Here is a 24,012-nt window from a genome sequence, read left to right as displayed (position 1 = left end):
AGGGCGTGCTATTCATCCTCCAGCTAGATTTTAAGTTCTACTGACAGGTATAGAGCGTCGATTGGATTGAAATATTATTAGGAACATCAGTGATTACGCTTACCCTGCTGCATCCTACCCAGTCTGTGCCGGTTCAAAGCTGGAGTTTTGAATCTGAATCCGTAGTTCGGATTGGTCGAGCCACCGATAATGATGTAATTATTTACAGTGCTGTGGTTTCTCGACACCATGTAGAGCTATGGAAAAATCCTTCTGGTTGGGAAATTATTAATTTTGGTGCGAATGGAACCTATGTAGACGATCGCGCGATCGCTCAAGTACCTTTGGTCGATGGAATGATGATTCGTTTGGGTAATTCGGGGCCGAAAATTCGAGTACGGATGGAAGTACCAGCTCCAGAGCTCAGAAGAAAAACGCCTTTGTCTAGGCGAGCTTCTGGTAGTTTGACTGCTGATGCTGCACAAAAGAGGGAGAGTTTGGTTTCCAGCCGTTCGTCGATTGGAAAGGAGGGAACGATTATTTATACTGATGATGGATTTACTCAAACCGATTTTGAGTAAATTGGAGCGGGCGATCGCTTGACAATTCATCTTCAGCCTTTATAGTCCCATCTTCCGATTTATCTAGTAGCTACTCGGCATTTGCCACCGCATCTGTACCCACAAAACTTGCACTTTGACAAGCTCAGTTAACGCCTGCGCTGGTTAAACTTTTAGTTGTTCGCGCGACCATATTTAGCAATAAATCGATTACTATCATCCTCTTGATTCTTCAACCAAGTCCACATTTGATCGCCCAGAGAAAAATGCCACCACTCGTTAAAATGCTGTTTAAATCCTGCTGCAAACATCGCCTCTTTTAATAATTGCCGATTTTGATGATATTGCTGTTCTACTAGACTATTACTATTAGCAAAATAATCGGGATAGGAACGGGGGGAAACTTCATCAATGGCAGAACCCATATCAATTGGCTGATGATTTCGATTTACTATTGTCACATCTAAGGCTGCACCTGTACTATGAGGCGGCGGTGTAGTTGGATCGAGGCTAGGAACGGCCCAAAATTGATAAACTTGTTCTAGGATATGTTGGCGTTTCTCTTGAGAAATGGGGAATTTATAGCCTTGAGCTTTGGCAATTTCTGTAAATGTGTAATCTACCATAAATTGTTGGACTTCGACGGGGCGATAAGCATCGAATATCATAATTTTTGACTCTGGATGCTGTTGCTGAAGGTAAGTTTGAGCAGTAATTAAGCTATTAAGAACACCTTGGCGGAGGTAGTAAGGTGAATCTGCTTTGCTGGGGGGATAAGGTGCCCCTAATTTTTGGTAGGCGTGGGGAATTTCGATGGCAAATAGTTCTAAGGGAATGGGAACGAGGGGTTCGTTGCAATCGATTATGGGGATTTGTTGATAGGGTTTCATGGTACGATAATAAATCTAAATCGACCGTCCGGCAAGGGTTAAAACCCCTGGCTTTCGGATTAACAAGACTCACTGGCAATTCTTCCCAGACGTTTGAGAATCTGCAATACATCATAGAGTTGATTGCGACGTGGAGAAGGGAAAATACATTTGGCAAGGTTTGGGTCATAATATATTTATTTGTACGCAGATACTTTAAATGCTCAATTTAGATACTAGCACTGGGATTGCATTTATCTCTGAAGGTTCTCCGATCTACGCTCAGTTAAGGTTGTATGTACAAGGGCAACAAATGTTGATGGCTCAGACTGCTTTCGACGAGTTTATAAATATTGTTCAAAGCCGAGGTGGTATATTAGAACAAGGGAGAGCAAGCCGATTTCTACAAAGAGTGACTGTTATTCCTGATAATCCCTCTCCTAGAGCCTTAAACTTACAGGTAACACGAAGTTTAGGCGCAAATGATATAATAATTTTTGGAACTGGCGATCGGTTGGGTATCACAACTATGACCGCAGATGCTAAAGCTATTAGGGCTATAAGTGGTCAAGGGGTTGATTTTAGCGTATTTTGCCATCTTCCCTGCCGTTTAACAGGAAAATAACTATGCAAACTGAAGTTACTATTGCACCTTATTTGTTGAGTACCTATAAGCTGATTGAACGTGCTTTTCCTGATGGAATTAACCAGGAAGATTATCTGCCGCTTTTGGCACTCCTTTACGAGCAAATGTCGGATCGAAATTTAGCAGAAGTTGTCGCTTATTACACGGAAAAAGATTATTATAGTGTTCTGAATGATGTCTATAGCGTGCAGTCTAGTGATGTGCTAATTTCTAAGGTGAAAGAACGTTTACTTGCTTGCGGTTATGATGATTGGTTGCAAGAAGAATAGGCTACAGCAATTTTTTCCCCTGCGCTTAATTCAATTTGAGAAGCGCCTACATTAATAAAAATTTCGGCGCAATTTTGGGGAAGGTTGAAGCCTTCTAAACTGTAGCCGTCTTCTCCACTATTGGAGCTAGAGTGATAATCTACGATAGTTGCTACATCCCCTTTTTTTAGGTTATACTCTGGATGTCTTGGCGCAAAGCTACTTGGGTAAAAAGATCTAATTTCATCGCTAAACCTTAATGTTACTTCAATTTGCTAAAATGTAAGTAGTTACAAATATGCGTACTAAGACCAATCCATTATAAGGGTAACAAGCTAATGCGTAAACAGACTATTCAATACACATCACCCTTAGATGCCTTAGTTGCCGTTGCCAAGCGACTCAGCTTGTACGAACACCAGCAAAAAATGGACTCGGAAGAATTTTTTAACCAATACAATCGGGGATTATTATCAGATGATGCTATATTTATAGAGTGGGCAAACGACTACCAGCATTATCTGGCTTTACATCAGGAATTAGCGCAACGACTGAATTATGCTGCTTAATATTTTATCTGATTATCTCGCTCAAGTCGAGCAAGCGATTCAACAATGCAGCAATGTTGATGTCGAACGCTATGAGGAAGAAGTTTTAAGCCCAAAACGGGCTAATTTGAGAATTAGATTGCGTTTCAATCAGACCTACCTATTGGAAATCAATGAAGCCATCATAGTTGTAGGCGATCGGTTAGAATTTCTCGATTATCGCTACCACTTTCAGGATGAACAAAATCAACTTGTTTTTCGCTATGATAGCACACCTCATTTTCCTAATCTACCCAAATTCCCGTATCACAAGCACTTGCCAGATGATGTAATTGCTGCTGAGAAACCTGAAATTATTGAAGTCCTGAAAGAAGTAACTTGGAATTTTTCCCTACCTCCTTAAGACGGAGCGCACCCATCGCGAAACCCAACGGAAAAAAATCGAAAATGAGTTGCCAATGTCTGCCTTTAGCTGCTGCCATTTCCTACTAAATTTACGGCGTTTTCTCAGTGCAGGTGTGCTAGGAAGTTCTAGGTATCTTTGCGGCTCAACTACGACTTTCATCCCGATATCTCGAATAGAATTATTGCAGTCTTCAACGTCTTTATCGAGTCCCATTGCTTGAAACAAGTTGCGGGCATTTTCATAAGCAGTAATAGCCTTCCATTTTTCATCGACTCTTGTTAAAGCATTACCTAAATTAAACCAGGCATTCGCTTCACCCCGGCGATCGCCGATTTCTCTGGCTATTTCCAACCGTTTCTGGTGATATTCAATCGCTAGGCGGTAGTCTCCCAGGGAATCGTAGGCATTGCCCAAATTCCCATAAGCTCGTCCCTCCCCACCGCGATCGCCTACTTCTATGGCTATTTCCAACCGTTTCTGGTGATATTCAATCGCCAGGCGGTAGTCTCCCAGGGATTGGTAGGCATTGCCCAAATTCCCATTAGCTCGTCCCTCCCCACCGCGATCGCCAATTTCTCTGGCTATTTCCAACCGTTTCTGGTGATATTCAATGGCTAGGCGGTAGTCTCCCAGGGAATAGTAGGCATTGCCCAAATTCGCATAAGCTCGTCCCTCCCCACCGCGATCGCCGATTTCTCTGGCTATTTCCAAGTGTTTCTGGTGATATTCAATCGCTAGGCGGTAGTCTCCCAGGGATTGGTAGGCATTGCCCAAATTCCCATAAGCTCCTCCCTCCCCACCGCGATCGCCTACTTCTCTGGCTATTTCCAAGTGTTTCTGGTGATATTCAATCGCTAGGCGGTAGTCTCCCAGGGATTGGTAGGCATTGCCCAAATTCCCATAAGCTCCTCCCTCCCCACCGCGATCGCCTACTTCTCTGGCTATTTCCAAGTGTTTCTGGTGATATTCAATCGCCAGGCGGTAGTCTCCCAGGGATTTGTAGGCAATGCCCAAATTCCCATAAGTTTGTCCCTCCCCACCGCGATCGCCGACTTCTCTGGCTATTTCCAAGTGTTTCTGGTGATATTCAATGGCTAGGCGGTAGTCTCCCAGGGATTTGTAGGCATTGCCCAAATTCCCATAAGCTCCTCCCTCCCCACCGCGATCGCCTACTTCTCTGGCTATTTCCAAGTGTTTCTGGTGATATTCAATCGCCAGGCGGTAGTCTCCCAGGGATTTGTAGGCAATGCCCAAACCGCAGTAACAAATACTATCGCGGTATTTATTATCTAACTTGCCTAAAAGTTGGTTGTATAACTCAATCTGTAGCCGATAATAACCCCAAGTTTGTAACTGATTGTGCAATTCTTCCCGTGTCGGCGGATCGCAGCGAATAAAAAGGACTTGCCAAGCTTCTTCCCATGCGGCCAATTCACATAAGTGGTGAAACGCTTCCAGATAGTGACTCACTTTCTCTAAATTATCAGCCGTTGGCTGAGGTTCATAGATTTTTAAATAATAAAAGATACCCTCGACACGGCGCATCTCTTTCTTCCTTAACTTTCTCACTCCCTGAAATTCCGGGTTTTCCTGTGCCGAAATTTCCGACTCTATTCCTCCTTCATCCCCTCGCGGCATCACCCACTTTCCCGCCGCAGTCAGCCGCAGCATTGGCAGTTCTGACTCTGATAATTCCAGCAAATTGACCACCCTATAGGCGATAGCATTCTGAGTCATTCTTGCACCTCCATATCTAATTTATCTAAGTGTTCTAGCGCCACTCGACGCATTAACGGATGGAGGCGATAGAGAAGTTGATGATTAGCCGTTTTTTCCTCTTCCAAAAAGAAGCGCCGCTGCAAAGTTTGAAATGCTAACGCTTTCTTTTCCCGGTCAACTTCCGACATTAACGTTAACCAAGCACGGCGTTCTTCTGGTCTTCGATACATTGCCCCACTACACAGTAACTCATGGGCAATTTCGTCAGCCTTCCGCAATCGTTCCACCGTATTTTCTATCCGAATTAACACCAAATCTTTTAATTTAGGGCTAAAGCGGTCAATTGTAGGTTTATCATCTTTCGGATCGCCATCTGTCTTAGCTTTCAGATTCTCTGCGTCTTCAATTTCATAGCCATAATCACCCCAATAACTTTCAATATTTCCCTCGTAGGGACTCTCGCGAACTTCCCCCGCGATGGCGCTTAAAGCCAAGGGATGACCTTCGTAAACCGCAAAAATCCGTTTCAGATATTCCTGAGTTCTTTCACCCTCAACTGTCACATCCCATTGCCGAAATAATGCGATCGCCTCTGCTTCCGATAAACCGCGTAGAGGTTGCTCAAAAAATCTATCATTAGGGTATCGTCCTTGTGCCATAATCGGCGGTCGATCTTGAGAAGTGAGGACAATTCGCGACGGCATTGTATCTGCTAATACCACCCGATCTAAGAACTTTGCAAATAGTTCATCTTTAAACTGATGGCCGCTTTTTCCGTCTGGCTCTAATATTACTTCGATCATATCAAGAATCAGCAAAATCGGCTGGGATTTTAACCGATCGACCATTGCATTAACGAGATGCTCGGTATTTTGCTGTAACTGTGGACTGTTAGCTTCTGCCCCTAAGATGCGTTCTGCCACTACTTGAAATTTTGGATCTTCTTGGAAAAAACTTATCTCTTTTTCTGGCAATCTTTGGCTGATTTGGGGTTGTTTGGCGAGTTGTTTGGCGAGGGAAGTTTTGCCGATGCCGGTGAGGCCAACTATGGAGAGAATGCGACAGTTTCCTTGGAGTTTTTGGATAAGTTCATTGATGAGAGTTTCGCGGCCTACCCATCGGGTTTTGGAATCATTGGAGTTTCCCTCAATTTCAGGAGGTTGAGAATTAGTCTTGTTAGGTGAACAATGATCGTCCTTATCGAGGATTAACCCAAAAGCAACAAATAGCTGGATAATTTTCGGTAAATCAGCACCTTCAGTCCTCTTCAATATTTTAGCAACAGTTCCAACATCAATAGATGCTTTCTCAGCTATTTTTTCATTGCTTAGCTGAATTTCATTATCTGATACCCATTTGAAAATAGCCTGCTGAAGTTTCTGCGATCCCTTTTCTGTAAGGATGCGACCGCGATTTCTCTGTTTTTTGGCTTGATCGTTTGCCATAACACCCCTTAACTTCCCACTTAAGCTGATTTTACCAGAAGTTAACGAAGATAAGCGATTTTAACCCAGAAGTTAAACAATTTTTACATCTTAATATTCTGAAGTTAACACGCTGATATCTCTCAAATATTTTAGTCGTAAGTTCCCTTAATATCCCTTGGCTTTTACAGAGTGAATCTACGAAAATGCACTTAGTAAATAGAAAAGGGTATCTAGCTAAGGCCTGACCAAAGCCAGACACCGAACATTTAAACCAATCCTAGTATGACACAAATTCAACGGAGACAACTTCTTTGGTTTGCTGTTACTCATTCTGGCGTTCTTTCGATTGTCGCAGCGGGTTTTCTATGGGGATTATATCCCATTTTCTGGAAAGCCTCTGCGATCGAAGTCAATCAAGCGATCGCCGCTTGTGTACCAAATAGCAATTCAGAAGGGATTCATTGTACCCCGCCTTAATTGAAGCCTTGACCTTCCAATCAGAAAAGACCTGCTGGCTTCTAATCGAGGCCAGACAGGCCACATCTAAAACGTGAGTTAATTATATGACAATTCAACTGCAAAAAAGACAGCCCGTTCAGGCGGCTGTCACTCCTTCTGGCGTTCTTTACGTTGCCTCCGCAGGCTTCTTATGGGGCATTTACTGCATCTTCTACAAAGGCTTTCCTGAGATCGAAGCATATCAAATTGCCGCATTTCGGGCGATTGGTTCCTTCATCTTCTTGTCCCTTTTCGTACTCCCCAATAATGGCTGGTTGAAAGTTAGCGCAATCTTGAAGTCCGGCAATTTATTAGCCTTAACTTCCTCTGCTTTCTTTCTAGGAATGCACGTTATTTTGTATGTCTTTGCCATTCAACAAGGCTGCGTGATGGAATGCAGCGCGGGAATGTTTCTCAGCTATATTGCCTCAATGATTCTCGGCTTAATCGTATTTCGGGAACGCTATCAATTGTTAAACTGGTTAGCCCTGATATTAGGCGTAGCAGCTACAGCTTTATTGACCAGCAATGCTGAAGAGTTCCCTTGGTTTGCCATTGGCATTGGCTTAACTTGGGCATTCTATGGCCTAGCCCGAAAAAAAGCATCTGCGAACGCGGAACCCATTGTTCAAACCTTAGTTGAAATGGCACTTTTAGCAGTACCATCTGCTATTTATCTGCTGTGCTTTGCCAATCTCGAAACTGTCAATAACTTGCCCGAATTAAACCGCCTTTGGCTAATTCTTGGCTGTGGGGCCACTGCCATCCCTTCTGTCTTGTATGGCGAAGGTGCTAAGCGCTTGCCTCTGTCAGCTTTGGGCTTGTTTCATTCTCTCTCTCCCAGCATTCAATTCTTATTAGCTATCTTCGTTTATCACGAAACAGCATCCCCTGTAAAAATGCAGGCTTTTGGGTTACTTTGGTTAGCTCTTGCATTGTACTCCTACCAGCAATGGAAGCGATCGCATAGCTAGGACGATCGGGAAAGAAGGTAATAGAATGATAGCTAGCTAAATTGGTCGGAATCTACGATCGCAGTACAGCCGCCAAGTGCTACAGTGACTTTATCGCTAAGACGATCGCGATCGCTCCCCCAGCATCCCCTGCTCTACTCATTTAGCGATCGCGATCTTGAAAAATAGTCGCAATTTGATTGCAGCTAGAACATTTTTGCAATTTTAGGAATTACGCAAAATCGCACTACGGCCGCTTTCCAGGCGCGGTATTCTTACCCCCAGGATGGCGGCGTTACGCGATCGTGCCTAAGTAATGAAAGTTACATTCCCAATTTAATCAGATCAATTATTAATAAAAATATAGTTGGTAGCATAGCTAGCAGATTTTTTAGCTAATATCCTGCATTCTGAACTATAGGAGATAACTCAGCGTTTGACAGTTCTTTAAGAGCAGAATGGCAACAATGTCATGACTTACACGCGCAGGGCAAAAACCCAGTTTCTGCATCAATGTCTCTCGGAGAGATTCATTATTTTTTACCAGAAACCGAGCTTACGTCCGCGTCAGCCAAACGGTTTTTTGCGTAAGTCCTAAATGTAAAAGACGCAGAAGGTTAGCAAATCTATTCCTAAGTTGAAACAAATTGCCTGTTACCTACAGACACCCATCTTCTCTGTCCCAGAAATATTCCCTCTCCTCATCACAAGAGCCGTCTCCCTATCTTCTAGCCAACTATTAAACTCAATCCACAAGCAATCATGATGAACTCCTCAAATTTACCTGGGGACGATCGAGCAATTCCCTCCTCTCCCTTAGATCGACTGCTACAGTTAGAACTACAAGCAGGAATTACAAACCTATTCTGTCAATCCTGCGATCGCATCACCCGCGAGTTACTGTCAAAGTGTCAGTGGACATTGAAGACTTCCGAACCAGTTCTAATTTTAGAGATTTTCTGTTCCGATCTGGAAACCTACCAAGCAATTAACCAAGTTAAAACCCAGATGAGCAGTTCGTTAAAGGAATTGTTTACTGAACAATCCCAAATTCAGATTAATCTGAGCGATCGCCAAGCAACCCTTGCTCAATCAACTATAACAACTCCTAGCATCTTGGAAGAGACGATCGCACCGCCGCTATCAGATCGGATTGCTTACTTGGATCGGGAAATCCATAAAATAGTTCTGTCTAAAGACGAGCGATCGCAATTCTCCTTAGTCTGTATTTCTGCGGGAGATGATATTCCTACTCATTCAGCATTGCGCGGAACAGCGATTTATGTTTTGGAAGGACAGGGAAAACTCGATCGCGCCGGGAATCAAATCTCACTGCAACCCGGTAGTTTCGCTTATGTCCCACCAAAAACAATTCATACCCTCAGCGCGATCGACAACCTAGCAATTTTGTATGCTTGGGTTTAGCTAAACATCAAAATCAGACGCAGGGGATTTAACCGTACATACCAGGGAAAGGGATGATTCTTGATTGCTTCCCACTTCTCTTTAAAAATTTCTGCTTGTAGATGATAGTCCTGTGGGTTTTCAGGAGTAGCATTCAACTTGAGAAAAAGCGTCATGCGGTGCGGTGTTTCACTGGTTGAAGCTAACCAGCACGGAAATGTATTCTCCAAATTTGCATCAGGATTGGGCATAATACTAATCTGATGGGCACGAATTCCTACATTTGCCAAACCAGCAATCATTTCCACAACTTGCAAGGTAACGCCCCAATCCAGCGCGGCGATCGCATTCGACTCGATCGCAATTGCACGAGAAAAGTTTTTGCATCCCGTCAGTTGAGCGACACGCAAGGTTTGAGGACGCTCAAAAATCCGATGTTTGGAATCAAAGGCGATCGCTTTCCCCCCCGACATTACCATCAATTTCTCACATACCCGATAGGCTTCCTCCAGATTATGTGTCACAAATAAAGTCACGCCCGAATAAGTAGATAAAGTTTCCACCAGTTGACGCTCAACTTGAGCGCGGAGATAGGTATCCAGCGCCGAAAACGGTTCATCCAGTAGTAAAACTTCCGGTTCAGTTGCTAGCGCCCTAGCCAAGGCTACCCGCTGTTGTTGCCCACCCGATAGTTGATGGGGATAGCGATCGCCTAATCCCTCTAACTGCAATAGCGCCAATTGTTGATGCACCCGTTGCGATCGCATTTCCCGCGATAAATGTTGCAAGCCAAAAGCAATATTTTGGAAAACAGTCATGTGAGGAAATAGTGCATAGTTTTGAAACACTAAACTTACTTTCCGTTGATGACTGGGGATATTAATCCCCTTTTCTGAATCAAATATAGTTTGACTATTAAGAATAATTCGCCCTTGACTGGGGGTTTCTACCCCCGCAATACAACGCAGTGTCATGCTCTTACCAGAACCAGATCCCCCTAGTAATCCCATAGTTTCTTGGTGAAGGCTAAAAGCGGTTTTCAGGGTAAAGTTTGCCAGTTGTTTCTCAATATCAACCAGTAGCCCTTGCTTGATAGAAGAAGGGGTTAGGGGATAGGGACTTTGGCGCAGGGAATAATTTTCTTTTTCTGTTACTTTAGCGCTTAGTCCCCAGTCCTTAGCCCCTTCTTTTTCCCTACCATACACGGGTTCATTAGCTTCGATCGCGCCAAATTGCTTACCTTGAATCTTGCGCTCATATTGTTTCTGCCACAGATTGACCGCAACGATCGCGGATAATGAGATCGTCATAATCGCGATCGCCCACAGCCAAGCCTCATTCATTGACCCTGCTTCCACTGCAAAGTAAATTGCCATAGGAATAGTTTGAGTTTGACCGGGAATATTCCCCGCTAACATCAAAGTTGCCCCAAATTCTCCTAAAGCTCGTGCAAATGTTAGAGTTGTTCCAGCTACAATACCGGGGACAGAAAGTGGAAGCAGCACGCGCCAGAAAATCCGTACCTTGGATGCGCCCAGAGTTTGGGCAACTTGCAGCAGAGTGCGATCGACTTGTTCAAATGCTCCTAATGCAGTTTTGTACATTAGGGGAAAAGCGACAACTGTCGCCGCGATCGCAGCCGCATACCAGGTAAAAACTATTGTGAAATTAAACTGAGCCATTAACTGCCCCAAGGGGCCATTTTTGCCAAATAATAACAGCAGCAAAAAGCCAACAACTGTTGGCGGCAAAATTAACGGCGATACAAAAACGCCCTCAATAAGGGACTTCCATCGCCCTCGATAATTCAACATCCAGTAAGCAATTGGAATGCCTGTAAAGAATGTAGCAATGGTGGCAAGTCCTGCGGTTTTAAGAGAAATCCATAATGGGGAGAGATCGGTAATCATTGTATTTGTTAACTGTTAACTGTTAGTTGTTAGTTGTTAGTTGTTAGTTGTTAGTTGTTAGTTGTTAGTTATTTATTGTTGGTTGTTGATTTTAGTTTTTAGCTGTGGTTGGTACTAATCCCAATTCTCCAAATTATTGATACAATCGGCATTGTTGAGTGAACTTCATACAACTAACCTCCTGCCTTCTGCCTTTTGCCTCCTGCCTCCTGCTATATTTTCGTCAAAAAACCTGTTGGTTGAGCTCCGTCGAAACCCGGTTGCTGTGGTTGGGTGCCAAAGTCCTGGTTGATATGGTGAAATCAGAGCGATCGCACGACCGATTTACCGCTAGAATGATATTCGATGCCCAATCATACCAACTTTATACCAACATATTTGGTATTCTACGATGCCAAGAAAAGAGCAAGGCTGGATAACTTTCCAATCCTCCGATGAAGAGCGGCAAATTCTCGAACAGATTTGTCAGCAGACTCAACGCAGCAAGACAGAAATTTTGCGAGAAATGATTCGACAGATGGGGCAATCGTCCTCATCTGCCCCGCTTGAGGTCAACTCCATAGAATTTTCTGAGGATTTAGAGGAGGAAGGAGAAGAAGCGATGCCTTCGGCAAGCTTTGCTAATGATTTGATGAATACACCAGGATCGCAGGCGGTACAAATCAGTGCCCGCAACATTTTGAGAGCCAAAGTGAAACGCATTGTCAAAGGCACAGTGAATGCGGAAGTCACCCTGGCGATCGCACCCTCTGTAGAGTTGGTGTCGATTGTCACTCGGACATCGGCTGATAAACTGGGTTTAAAGAAAGGGAAAGAAGTCTTCGCGGTGATTAAATCCAATAGTGTAATGATTGCGGCAGGGTGATCCCTATTATGTTACTTTAGTCACAGAAAAAGGCTTTCTCCTGGCGATCGCTGGATTTTAGCCATTCTCAATAATTTAGGCTTTCCAAGGCGAAAGCCTTACAAGCGAGTAGTTACAGAAAATTATCTCCCGCTCAGTGACAGAATAGGGATGACATCTTCCGTCCTACGCCAAGAAACCGGGTTTCTCTGAAAAATCCCAGCTTCCCAACGAGATATCTAGGTCGAAACCCGGTTTCTGGCCTCGGCGCACAAATCCCCCATTCCCTCCAATCTCAGGATATTATCCCCTGAAGCTGAAATCGCTGTTTTGCCGTTGGGTGCGATCGCCATTTTTGACATGGGTGCATTTCATCGGTTTCCCAATTATACGGATTATTGATAATATATTCCTGAATTTTAGATAAGGCGGTTTCGTTCCGAATAATATGTTCATAATAACCTCTTTGCCATACAGGTATGCCTGAAACAGAACGTAGCTGATTGATCCGACGGGCAGAAAATGTTTTAAAACCCCTTACAATTTCCGATAGACTACAATCTTGATTACGATTTTTTATGATAATAATTCCATGAATATGATTCGGCATAATCACAAAAGTATCTAATTCAATATGAGGATATACCTTGATCAGATTAAACCAATTAAAATTAACAACTTCACCATAACTGTTTAATAGAATATTCCCCTCTTGAATTTCACCTAATAAACATTCACGTTGCCAAATACAGATTGTTACAAAATATGCACCTGGTTGGCTATAGTCATATCCTGGTAGACGAATAGAGCGGCGATGATGGATATCAGGATTATATTTCATATTTTTGCAAACAATCTAACACCATAATTATAAGGCCTGTAGGGGCGGGTTCGCCCAAATATCTGACACCCATCGACCATCCTAAAAACCCGCCCCCACCCCACGAAAAGATTAAAAATTACATTGAATTTAACAATAAGACGAGGATCGTTGTTAGGGATTATTCGTTGGGTGGGGGCGGGTTTTCAAGATTATTTGTTATGTGGCAAGAATTGTTGGCGAACCCGCCCCTACAAATTTTATTCAATATTGAATTAATCGCGCTTAAACCAATTCTGCATCACACACAGCGTTAATGTTGAATCTACCAGTTAATCCACCATCAAGACCAAAATTTGTGAAATTTGAAATAGAATTTAAGTCACGACTCTGACGGGGTGACAACCCCATCAAAACCCCTAACTGACAGGGTTTTGACCGATTCATGGTAAAAAAAGATGGGGTCAGTATTGTAAAGTCGCCCCATCTATTAAAAATGTTACCTCCATTTTACCAAATTTGTTTCCAACAGCAGCTCAAGAAAGCTGAATACTTGACTCTGACAATCTTAGTTTTTCTGCTCCAAATCCGTAAACAAGTGAGTATTGAGTTATTGGCGACATTGATGCCATACCCCATCATGTTTGAGAGCCGACGACAGTTCAAGCTAAAGGGAATTCAGAAATACATCGGTCGCCTAATTGAGTCGAGGCGATCGCAACGCCGTCATAGTAGTTTTTGGATAGGATTATATGGTCAGTTGTGGGTAGTAGGAATGGAGTTTTGCCATGCAACTATTGCGGAATTGATGAAAATTAGGCCCAATAAGCTCCCATTTTTTCAGAGGGGTTTGAAGGCTATGTCCTTTATTTTATCAAGCTTTTGACGGGGTTGTCACCCCGTCAGAGCGATCGCCCCATATCCCCATCAACACTACTAGAAATAAAGTCGTTTCCTGTGTTACCATTCAAAAAGTCTTGCGTGACAGAGCCTTCTAGCGTATCGTTGCCCCCAAGGTTGAGGATACTCTGGACATTCTGAGCATTCGATGCCGTCTCTTGAGTCCCGGCTTTTTTGAAGGGACAGCCGCAATCCTCTTGAGTCTCCCCGCGATCGCTGTTCAATATGTCATCGCTTTTGTCCAGCAGAGCTAAATTGTCAGGCATTGTATCGCTCACTTGGTGTTGGTGCAAATAAACTGATTCAGAATGTACCTCACCTGTCTCACTTATGTCTTGACCAAAAAAGCCCGAAAAAGACTGAAAAAGCCCGAAGTTTCACACAATTTTATTTTGTCTTCGCTCAACCTATGGTGCCCAAGGACGATCGCCCGTTGCAAGCCGTCCCTGACGAAAACGAACTGCTAAAATTAGTTGATTCCCCGATCTTCGAGAAAACTGGAAAACATCTCAATACGCTGCAACGGTTAGTGTTTCAGGGAATGTATGATGGCAAAACCTACGAAACGATCGCCCGTGACACCCGCTACACTACCAAATACGTCCGAGAAGTCGGCTACAAGTTACTCAAAACTCTCTCGGTAGTTATGGATGAAGATATGCAAAAAGGCAATCTCAAAGCTGCTTGCGATCGCAGAAATATTAGCAATACTTCAAACTTCGGCAGAGATTATATTCAATACGTAGAATACGTCCACACTCTCAACCTCAACCCCTGTCCTTCTCCACCTAGCGACTTTGACAACGATCGCGCCACTAACTCCAGATTCAAAACTCAGATCGAACGCCTAGAAATTGATGTCGCTGATGTCGTTTGCAAATTGCACAGTCAAGGTATCGAACTATGTCAAATAGCTTTGGTACTTGGTCTACCCGATGTAGCGATCGAAACAATATTGCGTGAATTATTATAGTTAAATCGCGATCGCTCTTTTTTTAACCTCCGATGAATCCAGAATACGCTTTATTGTTATATTTAACTTAATTTAAGCCGAATTTCCTTCACAATAAAATTTTAAACCAGTCAAATCGAGATTTTTGCACTAGACTATAAAAACAGAAATCACCCAACTTCACAGCAGTCTAATGACTAACTCCAAAATTCTTCCCAAATTAATTGCATCCTGCCTGTGTTTCGGTATCCTCAGCGGCCTAGCCGCCCAAGCCAACCCATTATCAACAATAGCCCCAGCAATTGCCCAAACCGAAACAACCGCCCCCGCCGAAACAACCGCCCCCACCGATAATATCGACCAGAAATTGCTCGGACAATGGGAAGCCACAGACCCATCCGGTCAGTCTTTCAGCTTCATCTTTGCCCCAGAAGGCAAATTATATCTAGTCGTCCAACCACCCCAAGGGGCCGCCCGCGCCAAAGAAATGAGATACAAAGTTGATACCAAAAATCAACCAATGCACCTTGATGTCGGCCTCAGCGCCACTCAAACCGTAATGACCGTCTTTGAACTCACCACCGAAGGTCTAATGCGCCTGCAATTGCAAGGAACCAAACCGGGCGACCCTAGACCCTCTGCTGTTAACGCTCAAGCAACCGTCTTTAAGAAAATTTCCGATACAGCAGCTTTACCAGAAAACACTCAGGTAATTGGTTTTTAAGTAAAAAGGGCGAATAGAATTAGCATCTAGACAGACTCAACCCTTCTGCCTCATGACTCCTGCCTCCTGCTATACCTGCTTCCTGCCTTCTGCTATTCTGGCGAGATACTGTTAAAATCCAGTTATAGCAACCTTCTGGGCAGTTAAGATGTTCTGAGTTCCACCAAACTCGCTGATTCTATTCCCTTCTTTCCCTTCTTTCACGCTTCCCCTAGCCCCTAGCCCCTAGCCCCTAGCCCCTAACCGCCTTGGCGGTTGCTATAAATTCCCATTAACTTTTGCTTATTACCTCCATGAGTGAGACCGTCCTAGACGTTCGCGACCTGCGGGTTCAATTTCAATCTGCGGGCCCAGGCGAATCGCCTGTGCTAGTCAACGCCGTTGACGGCATCTCTTTTGAGGTGAAACGAGGGCAGACTCTAGGAATTGTCGGAGAGTCAGGGTCAGGAAAATCTGTCACCGCCCTTGCTGTCATGGGCTTAGTGCCGAGTTCATCCGCTGCTACCACTGGAGAAATTTGGTTTTCCTCCGCCAAGAGTGACGGCAAACAAGCTGTCACCTCTGCACCTGTAAACTTGCTGCAACTCCTACCCAGAGATAGGCAACAATACCGCGGGAGCCAAATTTCCATGATTTTTCAAGAGCCTATGAGCTCCCTCAACCCCGTTTATACCATCGGGTTTCAATTAACAGAAGCAATTTGTCTGCATAAAAATGTTTCTGAAGTGGAAGCAAGGCGCGAAGCCGCATCATTATTACAAGAAGTAAAACTGTTACCCAGCGACTCAGAATTAAGACAAAAGTGCTTAGAAGAAAGCCAAGAGGGAAGTAAATTCGCAGAAAACGATCGCGATTTAATGCAATTAGTAAACCGCCAGAAACAGGCAATGCTAGACCGCTATCCCCACGAACTCTCTGGCGGTCAAATTCAGCGGGTGATGATTGCAATGGCAATTTCTTGCAATCCTACTTTGTTAATTGCCGACGAACCGACTACAGCTTTAGACGTAACAGTACAGGCAACTATCTTAGCTTTACTGAGGGAATTACGCGATCAAAGAGGCATGGCGATGATGTTTATTACCCACGATTTAGGGGTAATCGCTGAAATTGCCGACTCCGTAGCTGTAATGTATCGAGGTAAGATTGTAGAATGTGGTGGCATTGAACAAATTTATACTAATCCTCAACATCCTTACACTAAAGGTTTATTAGCTTGTCGCCCCAATCCCGATCGGCAAACCCTACGATTACCCACTATTGCTGATTTCATGGAAGTTACGACTTCTGGTAGTGGTGAATTTTTAATTAAGGAAAAAGTTGGGAAAGTAGAAGAATATTTAAAGAACGAAGAAAAAGTTGATTTTCAGCAATCAAACCCCTTACTTTCTGTTAAAAATTTGCGAGTGGGATTCCCTGTATCGGGGATGTTTGGGGAAATAAAACGCTTATTTATGGCAGTAAATGATGTTTCTTTTGATGTTCAACCAGGAGAAACTTTAGGCTTGGTAGGAGAATCAGGTTGCGGCAAATCTACTTTATCTAGAGCTTTGTTACAATTAATTCCGCTAACTAGCGGTCAAGTGTTTTTTGAAGGTGAAGAAATAACACCTCCTAATCAAGCAAACTCTAAATGGCAATGGGCGCTCAAATATCGCCAAAATAGGCAATACGCTCAGAAGTTACAATGGTTGCGGCGCGATCTGCAAATTATTTTTCAAGACCCTTTTAGCTCTCTCAATCCTCGGATAAATATTGGGGATGCCGTGATGGAACCGATGATGATTCACGGTGCTGGTAAGAGTATAAAAGAGCGGCGAGAACGGACTGCTTATTTATTAGAAAGAGTTGGGTTAAATCCTGACTTAATGCGTCGCTATCCTCACGAATTTTCTGGGGGTCAAAGACAGCGAATTTGCATTGCTCGTGCTTTAGCTTTGAATCCTAAGTTTATTATCTGCGATGAATCAGTATCGGCGCTAGATGTGTCGGTACAAGCTCAAGTTTTGAACTTGTTAAAAGAATTGCAAGGTGAATTTGGGCTGACTTATATTTTCATTTCCCACGATCTCGGTGTAGTCAAGTTTATGAGCGATCGCATCATGGTCATGAATCGAGGCAAAATAGAAGAAATTGGGCCAGCGGAACAAATTTATCGGCAACCGCAACAAGCTTATACGCGCCAATTAATCGCCTCTATTCCGAGTGGGAATTTAGCACAAATTCAGGAGAAACAGGCCAGAAGATAAACTCAGAGCGCGTCTTACCTCTGTTTCATAATCCATTAGGTCGTAAACTTTTCCCTCTTCCTTCTTCCTTCTTCCCTCTTCCTTCTTCCTTCTTCCCTCTTCCTTCTTCCTTCTTCCCTCTTCCTTCTTCCTTCTTCCTTCTTCCCTCTTCCTTCTTCCTTCTTCCTTCTTCCTTCTTCTTAGCTTATACTTTCTAGATAATACTGCGAAAAAGTGCTTAAATAATGACTGACTTAAATAAAAACACAGCTTCTGAATTAGACCTGGCTATCGTGGATTATGTAACAGCATTGAATGAGTTTGAGCAAGAAGCACCCAAATCAGAGGGAAAAACTCTGAACCTCCTATTAGCTCGCGATGCCGTCGCCGTAGCTTTAAACTCACTAACTCAGTCTTCGGCGACAACTATAGCTAGTTTACTTCAATTAGATGAGCGGTTAAAAACACAAGCTGGTGCGATCGCAGAGGCGGGTAAATTAGAAGACTGGCGTAGTAGTTTGAACCCTCCAGAGTCATCCTGGTGGTGGTTTTTTCAACCCGCCAAGCAAGCACACTCCTGGGATCGTTTCGATGACCTCTGGAATGGGTTAAGCGTCGTCTGTATAACTACGTTTGCTGCCTATATGACAAGTTTGATACCCAAATTTGCTGTGGGCGGGTTCAGCGTGCTGGAATCATTTGGTATCATTGGCCCTAGCGGTTTGATGGCCTTGGCTTTGTCGAGTTTGCAAGGCGGAGGAGGAGAGAAAGTCATTAAGAATATGATGAATAAAGCGAGGATTCCCTCCCATTTACAGAGCGAAGTTACCTTGGGAATTTCGGCTACCCTATTGCTAGGTGCGATCGTTGCTCAAGCCAATTTACCTAAAATTGCTGACTCCTATTATCAGGAAGGACGCAAGTATTACGATCTAGGTCTATTAACAAAAGCAGAGGAGAAGTATAAACAAGCACTTAACCTCGATCCAGACGATGACAAAATTAGCCTTGGCTTGGGGGAAGTTTATGAATCTATAGGAAATTTGGAAGCAGCAGAAAAAACATACAAAGACTCATTAGAAGATGGGAATCCTTTAGCTTTTAACAATTTGGGGCGTGTCTATCGTCACCAAGGGAATTTAGTGACAGCAGAAGCATTTTTTCGGATGGGTTTGCAGCGTAGCAACGATGACTTCATCAAATTTCAACTCCACAGAAATCTCGGATGGGTTCTATTGGATCAAAAACAATATGACAAAGCTGCTTTGGAGTTAGAATCTGCGATCGCACTCGACAAAAAAATTAATAAGCGTCGAATAGGTGGCGGGATGGCGAATTGCCTGCTAGCAAAGGTACGAGAAATTCAGAAAAATAAACAAAGAGAGCAACGAGAATGGGAGCATTGCAAAAAATTTGCTCGTCCAGAAACCCTCAATGAGTATCAATGGCTAGTTGAAGCTGGGCGGAGAGATATTGCATCTACGGTTGATACTTCATCAGTAGTAGCTGGTGAGGAAACACCAGTAACTCCACCAGTAACTCCCAATATTACCTCCCCCTCTCCTAAGCCAAATACTACAAAACCCACTCCTTAAATTAAGTTGTTTAACAGTTAACAGTTAACCGTTAACCGTTAACCGTTAACAGCTAACTTTTGAAAACAGCTTTTAAGGCAAAATGTGGCAAAGCTAACATCCGCCGCCATCTCCAAGGTTCTTGATAAAGCCGATATAACCATTCCAAATGATTGTCACAGAAAAAGGCAGGAGCGCGGGTTTTAACTCCTGCCCAAATATCAAAGCTACCGCCGACTCCAACCCAAATGGCTTGGGGACACAGATGACGATTTTTGGCAATCCAAAACTCTTGACGAGGCACTCCTAAACCCACAAAAATGAGCTTTGGTTGTAACTCTTTGAGAGAAGTTTCTAACTCTGTTTCTTCTGTTTCCGAAAGATAGCCGTGCTGAGATGCGATCGCTAATCCATTGACTCGCTGTTGCCAACGCTCTGCTGCTGCGATCGCGACCCCTGGAGAACCCCCATAGAAAAATACAGGTTCATTGGAACCCATTTGTCCGACTTGACGCAGCAGTGATTCTGCTAACTCTATCCCCGGACATCGCTTGATGGTTTTGCCTTTGAGTCGCAAGTAGAGGACAACGCCTGCTCCATCGGGAATTACAAGTTCTGATGAAGCGATCGCTCTAGCTAGGTTTTGGTTGCGCTCTGCTAGCATTGCCATTTCAGCATTCAGCGTCACGACATGACTGCCGAGGCCCCGATGCGATCGCGACATCAACCAGCCTGGGTAATCGTCTAAAAGGTGAACGGGTTGCCCCAGCACTGGAAATTGTGGGAGCTCGTAATCCATAATTCTGTTTTCATCTATCCTACACACCTACTAGGTTAGGCTAGCCGATCGCGGCAATCAAGGCTAGAGGCCTATTAAAAATTAAAAATTAAAAATTAAAAATTAAATTTATTATTTTAATTTTGCATTGTGCGATCGCACTTTTTGGTAATTGGTATTTGGTAATTAGCGATCGCTCTCATTTAATTTTCGCGTACTAAAACTTAGAGCGCTACGCCAACCCCCTTTTAATTTTTCTCTCCCAACCCAGTTTTAATCATTCTGGATAAATTTAATTTTTAATTTTTAACTTTTAATTTTTAATTTTCCTCTTCTGCTTCTCTCTGCCACTGCTGCCAAAGCTCAAAAGCATTAAACCCCCTATACTGCAAGTAATTCAAGACCTTTCCCTTCGTTTTCGGGTCAACTTTACTCCAGTCATCGATCTTATATTTCCGCATTACCTTGGCTTTGAGTAGCTCGAGTTTTTCGTCCTCTGTGTTCTCTGTTTCAGGGTATTGTTGGGCCCAGACTTCTTCAAATAAATCCCCATCAATTCCTTTTTCTCTACACTTGCGCTTGACTACAGATTTACCATACTTACCGCTATACGATCTAATTAGGCTAGCAACCAAGCGTGAGTCAGACTGATAGCCAAGATTTTGAAGTTCAGCGATCGCATCGAGAATATCACCCGCCTCAAACCCCTTATCGTGCCCCTTTTTGTTAAGTTCAGAGACGCTGTAGTCCTTGCGACCCAACAGAAAATAGAAATAGTCCAGACAGTTCATCGGGCAGCCAATTTTTAGATTTTAGATTTTAATATTTTAGCTTGACAAAACTAAGGTTTGGGCGTATTACACGACCGCCCTAGCCGACCAGCAAGGATTCTAGATTTTAGATTTTAGATTGATTCTACTTCTGGAGCTTGACAGGGAAAGCGGAAAGGAAAGCCAAAGAAAAGTTTTCTTAATTTTCCTTCCCCTGACCCCGATCGCTTCCTCTTGTTTGAACAAACAGGGACTAAATTTGCCCTGCTGAGTTAGCCTGCGTGCAGATTTTTAGATTGGCAATTTTAGATTTACCTGCTTGGCTGGAAACTGTACCCACCGCAGGCAAATGCCGGCAGATCGGAGATTTTGGAGAGCCATTTTTCGATTTGTTCCACCGATTCGTCATCGAGGCGCAAAACTAAATAATCCAAAATCCCCAAGCCAAAATTTACTGTCGGCAAGGTAGCATAGCCGTCCCGAACGAGAGCAGCAAGACTGATATTTTTTCCCTTGTAAAGCAACTAAGACTTACGCACTCAGTCGGATAATCCACTCTAGGACAAGGCTTCCAGCCTTTGAGCCAGCGATCCGAACAATAATTTTTGTGTCAGTACGGAAGTCTTAGTAACATTAGCTAAACATAGAGGAACTAGGGACATAAAGTGTGGTTAGAGGAACAAGTGCGGGAGTAGATTTACAATCCCCTAGTCTTTATTCTTCTCCATCTTCTTCATCGCCCTCGTCATCACCTCCAATGTCAGTCAGGTCAGCATCAATCTGAATCAAGCGGATGTGCTTGTAGCCCAATTTGATCTCAAACTCGTCCCCTGGCTTTAAGCCCATCTCTTTCGTATAATTGGCCCCAATAACAATTGAGCCATTTTTGTGAACGCTTGCTCGATAACTAGCTTCTCGGCCGCGACCATCAGCTTTGCTTTTCTCTAGCTCAATACCTTTAGCAGCTAGTACAGAGTCGTAAAACTCTGCTAAGTTGATGCGAGTATCGCCGCCTTTGCTGACTGTGTAGTAGCCGCAGAGTTTGGCTAGTTCTCGGCGTGGTAAATCGCTGCCTTTGATTTTTTGAAGCAGAGCTTTTCCTGTTAAAGGTGCTGTAGCTGTTTCTACCATTGAGAATACCTCGTGAATTTAGGTTTACTACATTAATTAGAACACATTACACCTAATTTATTTCACATTCTTTCTGTGGGATAAAGTCTTATTTCCATTTTTCTGGGAATTTTCACGCCTTTTATTTACGTCTCGGTCTGCTGGTAAGGATGAATTTTATCTCTAATCCTTGCATCAAAAATCGAAAATGGTATAATCCCTTGGGACAAGTTTTAGGCGGAGCGAGCTATCCTGTACTTTTTCAAAAGCGTTTTGAGCATCCTGTTGTGCTACTGGCACGCGGTAAGATTGGGCCGAGAAGTGGTGCCGATCTTTGCGGTTGAGAGGGGATGGAAGAATAAGTAATACTACTAATTTGCTAAATTTGGTGGCAGCTAGAGGAAGTTGTCGCGTCTGGAGAGGGGAAGAAAAACTTAGCCTATGAATGTCACTGAGGATCGACTAATCAGTCTGATGCGTACTTAATCTAATTTGCTCCCAATTTAAGTAGGGAAATTTACTATCGGCGACCCAAAGGGGGAAAAGGGAAATGGGAAAGGGGAAATAAGTGCGCTCGTTCCGGCCGTGCCGGATAGCGATCTAAAAGGCGATAGAAGAATAATAGAGGCAGCGATCGCAGAAATGCTACTCCTATTAACCTGGAATATCTCAGCAAAAGAGAGGACAGCAGATTGGGTATTAACAATCCGATCGCCGCCTGAAAGTTACGACCCAGAGGATAATTATCTTTGCGGCGCTTAACTTTAAGGTAATAATTGACTACAGTGAAATTTTGATAAGTGGTGATTTGAGTGATTGGCAGTTTAGCAATTGGAGTCGCAGCAGGAGCTTCACTGCTGGCATTAGGCGGATTCGCCTTAGAGTTGCAGTACCGTCTGCGTCCCGGCAATAAATTAAACCTGATGCCGGGAGATTGGCACTTAAGCGTAGCAGAACCCGATCGCTACCTATTAGTGGGGGAAATGGAATTTCAGAACCTAACCGATCGTTTTGAAATCATGTTGCCAGAGGTTGAGGCACGGGTAAAACTCCTATCAGATGGCAGTTTAGACGGAGTTACCCACAAAACCAAAGTCATTCCTTGCCATAAAGAGACACCAGCAAGAGCAGATGACTACTGGTTTGGGTATATCGTTAAAGCTCGTAAGACTACAAAAGTTAAAGTATCAGTAGAAATTCACGGCGAGGATTTGAATCAATTGCAGTCAGCTTGGGTGCAAGTAAATTATGTCACCTACGGCCCCCAAGGGCGGATTCCAAAAGTCCGTCATGTAGTAGTACCACTGCAATTTCCAACTTCAGAGACAACTCCCAAAGCGAGAAATGTAGGTGTTGGCGATGTTTTTCCGATTCGTACCCATATATTGAGTCCAATTGATGACCCGGTAGAAGTTGTCAAACGCTATGCTCTTCCCTACGCACAAAAAGGCGATGTGGTGACAATTGGCGAGACTCCAGTGGCAATTATGCAGGGCCGATTTCGTCATCCCAGCGAAGTAAAACCGGGATGGGTAGCAAAACGGGTGTGTTTATTCTTCTTACCGACATCAAGTTTAGCGACAGCTTGCGGGATGCAGGCATTAGTTGATATTGTCGGGCCATTGCGAGTGTTGGCTGCATTTACAATTGGTGCGATCGCGAAAATCTTTGGCAAACCCGGAGTCTTTTACCAGCTAGCGGGGGAACAAGCACGACTGATCGACGACGTAACAGGTACGCTACCACCCTACGACCAGTTTATAGTCCTCGGCCCAGAAAATCCCCAGGAAGTAGTTGACCGCATTCAGCGAGAGACGGGAATGGCGAGTGCGATCGTAGACGCTAACGACTTGAAAGCAGTTAAAATATTAGCAGCAACTGTCGGTCTTTCCCCTGCCTTTTTAGAGCAAGCCTTGAAAAGCAACCCGGCGGGGAATGCTGACGAGCGAACGCCACTGGTTTTAATTCGACCCACCAGGGAAGAAGGGGCTAGGGGCTAGGGGCTAGGGGCTAGGGGCTAGGGGCTAGGGGCTAGGGGCTAGGGGCTAGGGGCTACGATGCTCCGATGCTCATGGCTAGGGGAAGAAGGGGAAAAAAGGGAAGAAGGGAAAGAAGGGAATAGAAGCTGAATTCAGAACGTCCTAA

The 24,012-nt window shown here is 43.9% G+C and carries 28 protein-coding genes; 17 read left to right on the top strand and 11 right to left on the bottom strand.

Annotation, left to right across the window (positions count from 1 at the left end):
* Positions 1 to 89 precede the first annotated feature (89 nt).
* On the top strand, positions 90 to 560 hold the full coding sequence (locus OSCIL6407_RS0114870) for an FHA domain-containing protein (RefSeq protein WP_007356185.1): 471 nt from the start codon (positions 90 to 92) through the stop codon (positions 558 to 560).
* 152 nt (positions 561 to 712) lie between these two features.
* Here the strand turns inward: OSCIL6407_RS0114870 and OSCIL6407_RS0114865 are convergent, their stop codons facing one another.
* Positions 713 to 1,429 carry a M15 family metallopeptidase gene (locus OSCIL6407_RS0114865; protein WP_007356186.1) on the bottom strand — a complete coding sequence of 239 codons (717 nt, stop codon included), beginning with the start codon at positions 1,427 to 1,429 and terminating at the stop codon, positions 713 to 715.
* A gap of 199 nt (positions 1,430 to 1,628) precedes the next feature.
* Here OSCIL6407_RS0114865 and OSCIL6407_RS0114860 point away from each other — a divergent pair, with 199 nt between their 5' ends.
* The 4 genes from OSCIL6407_RS0114860 to tumE all read left to right on the top strand — a co-directional run bounded on the left by OSCIL6407_RS0114860 (position 1,629) and on the right by tumE (position 3,253).
* On the top strand, positions 1,629 to 2,033 hold the full coding sequence (locus OSCIL6407_RS0114860; RefSeq protein WP_007356187.1) for a DUF1308 domain-containing protein: 405 nt from the start codon (positions 1,629 to 1,631) through the stop codon (positions 2,031 to 2,033).
* 2 nt (positions 2,034 to 2,035) lie between these two features.
* Positions 2,036 to 2,323 carry a DUF3349 domain-containing protein gene (locus OSCIL6407_RS0114855; RefSeq protein WP_007356188.1) on the top strand — a complete coding sequence of 96 codons (288 nt, stop codon included), beginning with the start codon at positions 2,036 to 2,038 and terminating at the stop codon, positions 2,321 to 2,323.
* Positions 2,324 to 2,640: 317 nt separating this feature from the next.
* The gene (gene tumA, locus OSCIL6407_RS0114850; protein WP_007356189.1) at positions 2,641 to 2,871 is read left to right on the top strand and encodes an antitoxin TumA; all 231 of its coding nucleotides are present in this window, start codon (positions 2,641 to 2,643) and stop codon (positions 2,869 to 2,871) included.
* Positions 2,861 to 3,253 (top strand): toxin TumE, encoded by a 393-nt coding sequence (gene tumE, locus OSCIL6407_RS0114845; protein ID WP_007356190.1) that lies wholly within the window; start codon positions 2,861 to 2,863, stop codon positions 3,251 to 3,253. Before tumA ends, tumE begins: the two co-directional genes overlap by 11 nt.
* On the opposite strand, the gene OSCIL6407_RS31845 is transcribed toward tumE, so the two are convergent.
* Positions 3,242 to 4,993 (bottom strand): tetratricopeptide repeat protein, encoded by a 1,752-nt coding sequence (locus OSCIL6407_RS31845; RefSeq protein WP_019487381.1) that lies wholly within the window; start codon positions 4,991 to 4,993, stop codon positions 3,242 to 3,244. The two genes, tumE and OSCIL6407_RS31845, sit on opposite strands and share 12 nt — an antisense overlap.
* Entirely contained in the window at positions 4,990 to 6,420 is a 1,431-nt protein-coding gene (locus OSCIL6407_RS0114835; protein WP_007354962.1) for an ATP-binding protein, read from the bottom strand. Before OSCIL6407_RS0114835 ends, OSCIL6407_RS31845 begins: the two co-directional genes overlap by 4 nt.
* A gap of 264 nt (positions 6,421 to 6,684) precedes the next feature.
* Between OSCIL6407_RS0114835 and OSCIL6407_RS0114830 the strand changes: the two genes are divergently transcribed.
* From OSCIL6407_RS0114830 to OSCIL6407_RS0114820, 3 genes are all read left to right on the top strand, one after another.
* Positions 6,685 to 6,879: a hypothetical protein gene (locus OSCIL6407_RS0114830; RefSeq protein WP_007354963.1), complete on the top strand. Its 195-nt coding sequence runs from the start codon at positions 6,685 to 6,687 to the stop codon at positions 6,877 to 6,879.
* An 86-nt stretch (positions 6,880 to 6,965) separates the two neighbouring features.
* Positions 6,966 to 7,874 carry an EamA family transporter gene (locus OSCIL6407_RS0114825; protein WP_007354964.1) on the top strand — a complete coding sequence of 303 codons (909 nt, stop codon included), beginning with the start codon at positions 6,966 to 6,968 and terminating at the stop codon, positions 7,872 to 7,874.
* Positions 7,875 to 8,615: 741 nt separating this feature from the next.
* Positions 8,616 to 9,278, top strand: coding sequence for a cupin domain-containing protein (locus OSCIL6407_RS0114820; RefSeq protein WP_007354965.1), 663 nt, complete (start codon positions 8,616 to 8,618; stop codon positions 9,276 to 9,278).
* Here the strand turns inward: OSCIL6407_RS0114820 and modB are convergent.
* Positions 9,275 to 11,167 carry a molybdate ABC transporter permease subunit gene (gene modB, locus OSCIL6407_RS0114815; RefSeq protein WP_007354966.1) on the bottom strand — a complete coding sequence of 631 codons (1,893 nt, stop codon included), beginning with the start codon at positions 11,165 to 11,167 and terminating at the stop codon, positions 9,275 to 9,277. The genes OSCIL6407_RS0114820 and modB overlap by 4 nt on opposite strands.
* A 391-nt stretch (positions 11,168 to 11,558) precedes the next feature.
* Here modB and OSCIL6407_RS38130 point away from each other — a divergent pair, with 391 nt between their 5' ends.
* Positions 11,559 to 12,032: a TOBE domain-containing protein gene (locus OSCIL6407_RS38130; RefSeq protein ID WP_007354967.1), complete on the top strand. Its 474-nt coding sequence runs from the start codon at positions 11,559 to 11,561 to the stop codon at positions 12,030 to 12,032.
* 274 nt (positions 12,033 to 12,306) lie between these two features.
* Here the strand turns inward: OSCIL6407_RS38130 and OSCIL6407_RS0114805 are convergent, their stop codons facing one another.
* Both OSCIL6407_RS0114805 and OSCIL6407_RS35395 read right to left on the bottom strand, forming a co-directional pair.
* Positions 12,307 to 12,852, bottom strand: a complete 546-nt coding sequence (locus OSCIL6407_RS0114805) for an REP-associated tyrosine transposase (protein ID WP_007354968.1) — start codon at positions 12,850 to 12,852, stop codon at positions 12,307 to 12,309.
* 264 nt (positions 12,853 to 13,116) lie between these two features.
* The gene (locus tag OSCIL6407_RS35395; protein WP_007354970.1) at positions 13,117 to 13,278 is read right to left on the bottom strand and encodes a hypothetical protein; all 162 of its coding nucleotides are present in this window, start codon (positions 13,276 to 13,278) and stop codon (positions 13,117 to 13,119) included.
* Positions 13,279 to 13,327: 49 nt separating this feature from the next.
* On the opposite strand from OSCIL6407_RS35395, the gene OSCIL6407_RS0114800 reads away from it, so the two are divergent.
* Entirely contained in the window at positions 13,328 to 13,717 is a 390-nt protein-coding gene (locus OSCIL6407_RS0114800; RefSeq protein ID WP_007354971.1) for a hypothetical protein, read from the top strand.
* A 16-nt stretch (positions 13,718 to 13,733) separates the two neighbouring features.
* On the opposite strand, the gene OSCIL6407_RS0114795 is transcribed toward OSCIL6407_RS0114800, so the two are convergent.
* Positions 13,734 to 13,997, bottom strand: coding sequence for a hypothetical protein (locus OSCIL6407_RS0114795; protein ID WP_007354972.1), 264 nt, complete (start codon positions 13,995 to 13,997; stop codon positions 13,734 to 13,736).
* A 143-nt stretch (positions 13,998 to 14,140) separates the two neighbouring features.
* Between OSCIL6407_RS0114795 and OSCIL6407_RS0114790 the strand changes: the two genes are divergently transcribed.
* The 4 genes from OSCIL6407_RS0114790 to OSCIL6407_RS0114775 all read left to right on the top strand — a co-directional run bounded on the left by OSCIL6407_RS0114790 (position 14,141) and on the right by OSCIL6407_RS0114775 (position 19,230).
* Positions 14,141 to 14,704: a hypothetical protein gene (locus tag OSCIL6407_RS0114790; RefSeq protein WP_007354973.1), complete on the top strand. Its 564-nt coding sequence runs from the start codon at positions 14,141 to 14,143 to the stop codon at positions 14,702 to 14,704.
* 172 nt (positions 14,705 to 14,876) lie between these two features.
* On the top strand, positions 14,877 to 15,407 hold the full coding sequence (locus tag OSCIL6407_RS0114785) for a hypothetical protein (RefSeq protein WP_007354974.1): 531 nt from the start codon (positions 14,877 to 14,879) through the stop codon (positions 15,405 to 15,407).
* A gap of 293 nt (positions 15,408 to 15,700) precedes the next feature.
* A complete protein-coding gene (locus tag OSCIL6407_RS0114780) occupies positions 15,701 to 17,656 on the top strand; it encodes an ABC transporter ATP-binding protein (RefSeq protein WP_007354975.1) in 1,956 nt (651 codons plus the stop codon).
* Between the two features lie 224 nt (positions 17,657 to 17,880).
* Positions 17,881 to 19,230, top strand: coding sequence for a tetratricopeptide repeat protein (locus OSCIL6407_RS0114775; protein WP_007357617.1), 1,350 nt, complete (start codon positions 17,881 to 17,883; stop codon positions 19,228 to 19,230).
* Positions 19,231 to 19,282: 52 nt separating this feature from the next.
* Here the strand turns inward: OSCIL6407_RS0114775 and OSCIL6407_RS0114770 are convergent, their stop codons facing one another.
* The 4 genes from OSCIL6407_RS0114770 to OSCIL6407_RS0114755 all read right to left on the bottom strand — a co-directional run bounded on the left by OSCIL6407_RS0114770 (position 19,283) and on the right by OSCIL6407_RS0114755 (position 21,888).
* Positions 19,283 to 20,008, bottom strand: a complete 726-nt coding sequence (locus OSCIL6407_RS0114770) for a WecB/TagA/CpsF family glycosyltransferase (RefSeq protein ID WP_007357616.1) — start codon at positions 20,006 to 20,008, stop codon at positions 19,283 to 19,285.
* A gap of 299 nt (positions 20,009 to 20,307) precedes the next feature.
* Positions 20,308 to 20,778: a regulatory protein RecX gene (locus tag OSCIL6407_RS0114765; protein WP_007357615.1), complete on the bottom strand. Its 471-nt coding sequence runs from the start codon at positions 20,776 to 20,778 to the stop codon at positions 20,308 to 20,310.
* A gap of 290 nt (positions 20,779 to 21,068) precedes the next feature.
* Positions 21,069 to 21,281: a hypothetical protein gene (locus OSCIL6407_RS0114760; protein ID WP_007357614.1), complete on the bottom strand. Its 213-nt coding sequence runs from the start codon at positions 21,279 to 21,281 to the stop codon at positions 21,069 to 21,071.
* A gap of 190 nt (positions 21,282 to 21,471) precedes the next feature.
* Complete coding sequence (locus tag OSCIL6407_RS0114755; protein ID WP_007357613.1) at positions 21,472 to 21,888, bottom strand: AbrB family transcriptional regulator; 417 nt, start codon at positions 21,886 to 21,888, stop codon at positions 21,472 to 21,474.
* Between the two features lie 149 nt (positions 21,889 to 22,037).
* Here OSCIL6407_RS0114755 and OSCIL6407_RS36250 point away from each other — a divergent pair, with 149 nt between their 5' ends.
* From OSCIL6407_RS36250 to OSCIL6407_RS0114745, 3 genes are all read left to right on the top strand, one after another.
* The gene (locus tag OSCIL6407_RS36250; RefSeq protein ID WP_007357612.1) at positions 22,038 to 22,211 is read left to right on the top strand and encodes a hypothetical protein; all 174 of its coding nucleotides are present in this window, start codon (positions 22,038 to 22,040) and stop codon (positions 22,209 to 22,211) included.
* A 241-nt stretch (positions 22,212 to 22,452) separates the two neighbouring features.
* Positions 22,453 to 22,629 carry a hypothetical protein gene (locus OSCIL6407_RS35390; RefSeq protein WP_007357611.1) on the top strand — a complete coding sequence of 59 codons (177 nt, stop codon included), beginning with the start codon at positions 22,453 to 22,455 and terminating at the stop codon, positions 22,627 to 22,629.
* 50 nt (positions 22,630 to 22,679) lie between these two features.
* Positions 22,680 to 23,867, top strand: coding sequence for a hypothetical protein (locus OSCIL6407_RS0114745; RefSeq protein ID WP_007357610.1), 1,188 nt, complete (start codon positions 22,680 to 22,682; stop codon positions 23,865 to 23,867).
* The last annotated feature ends 145 nt before the right edge of the window (positions 23,868 to 24,012 follow it).

It is taken from the genome of Kamptonema formosum PCC 6407 (assembly GCF_000332155.1).
GTDB lineage: Bacteria > Cyanobacteriota > Cyanobacteriia > Cyanobacteriales > Microcoleaceae > Kamptonema > Kamptonema formosum.
Note: the sequence above shows the minus strand (reverse complement) of the source record. Positions and strands in the feature narration are given on the sequence as shown.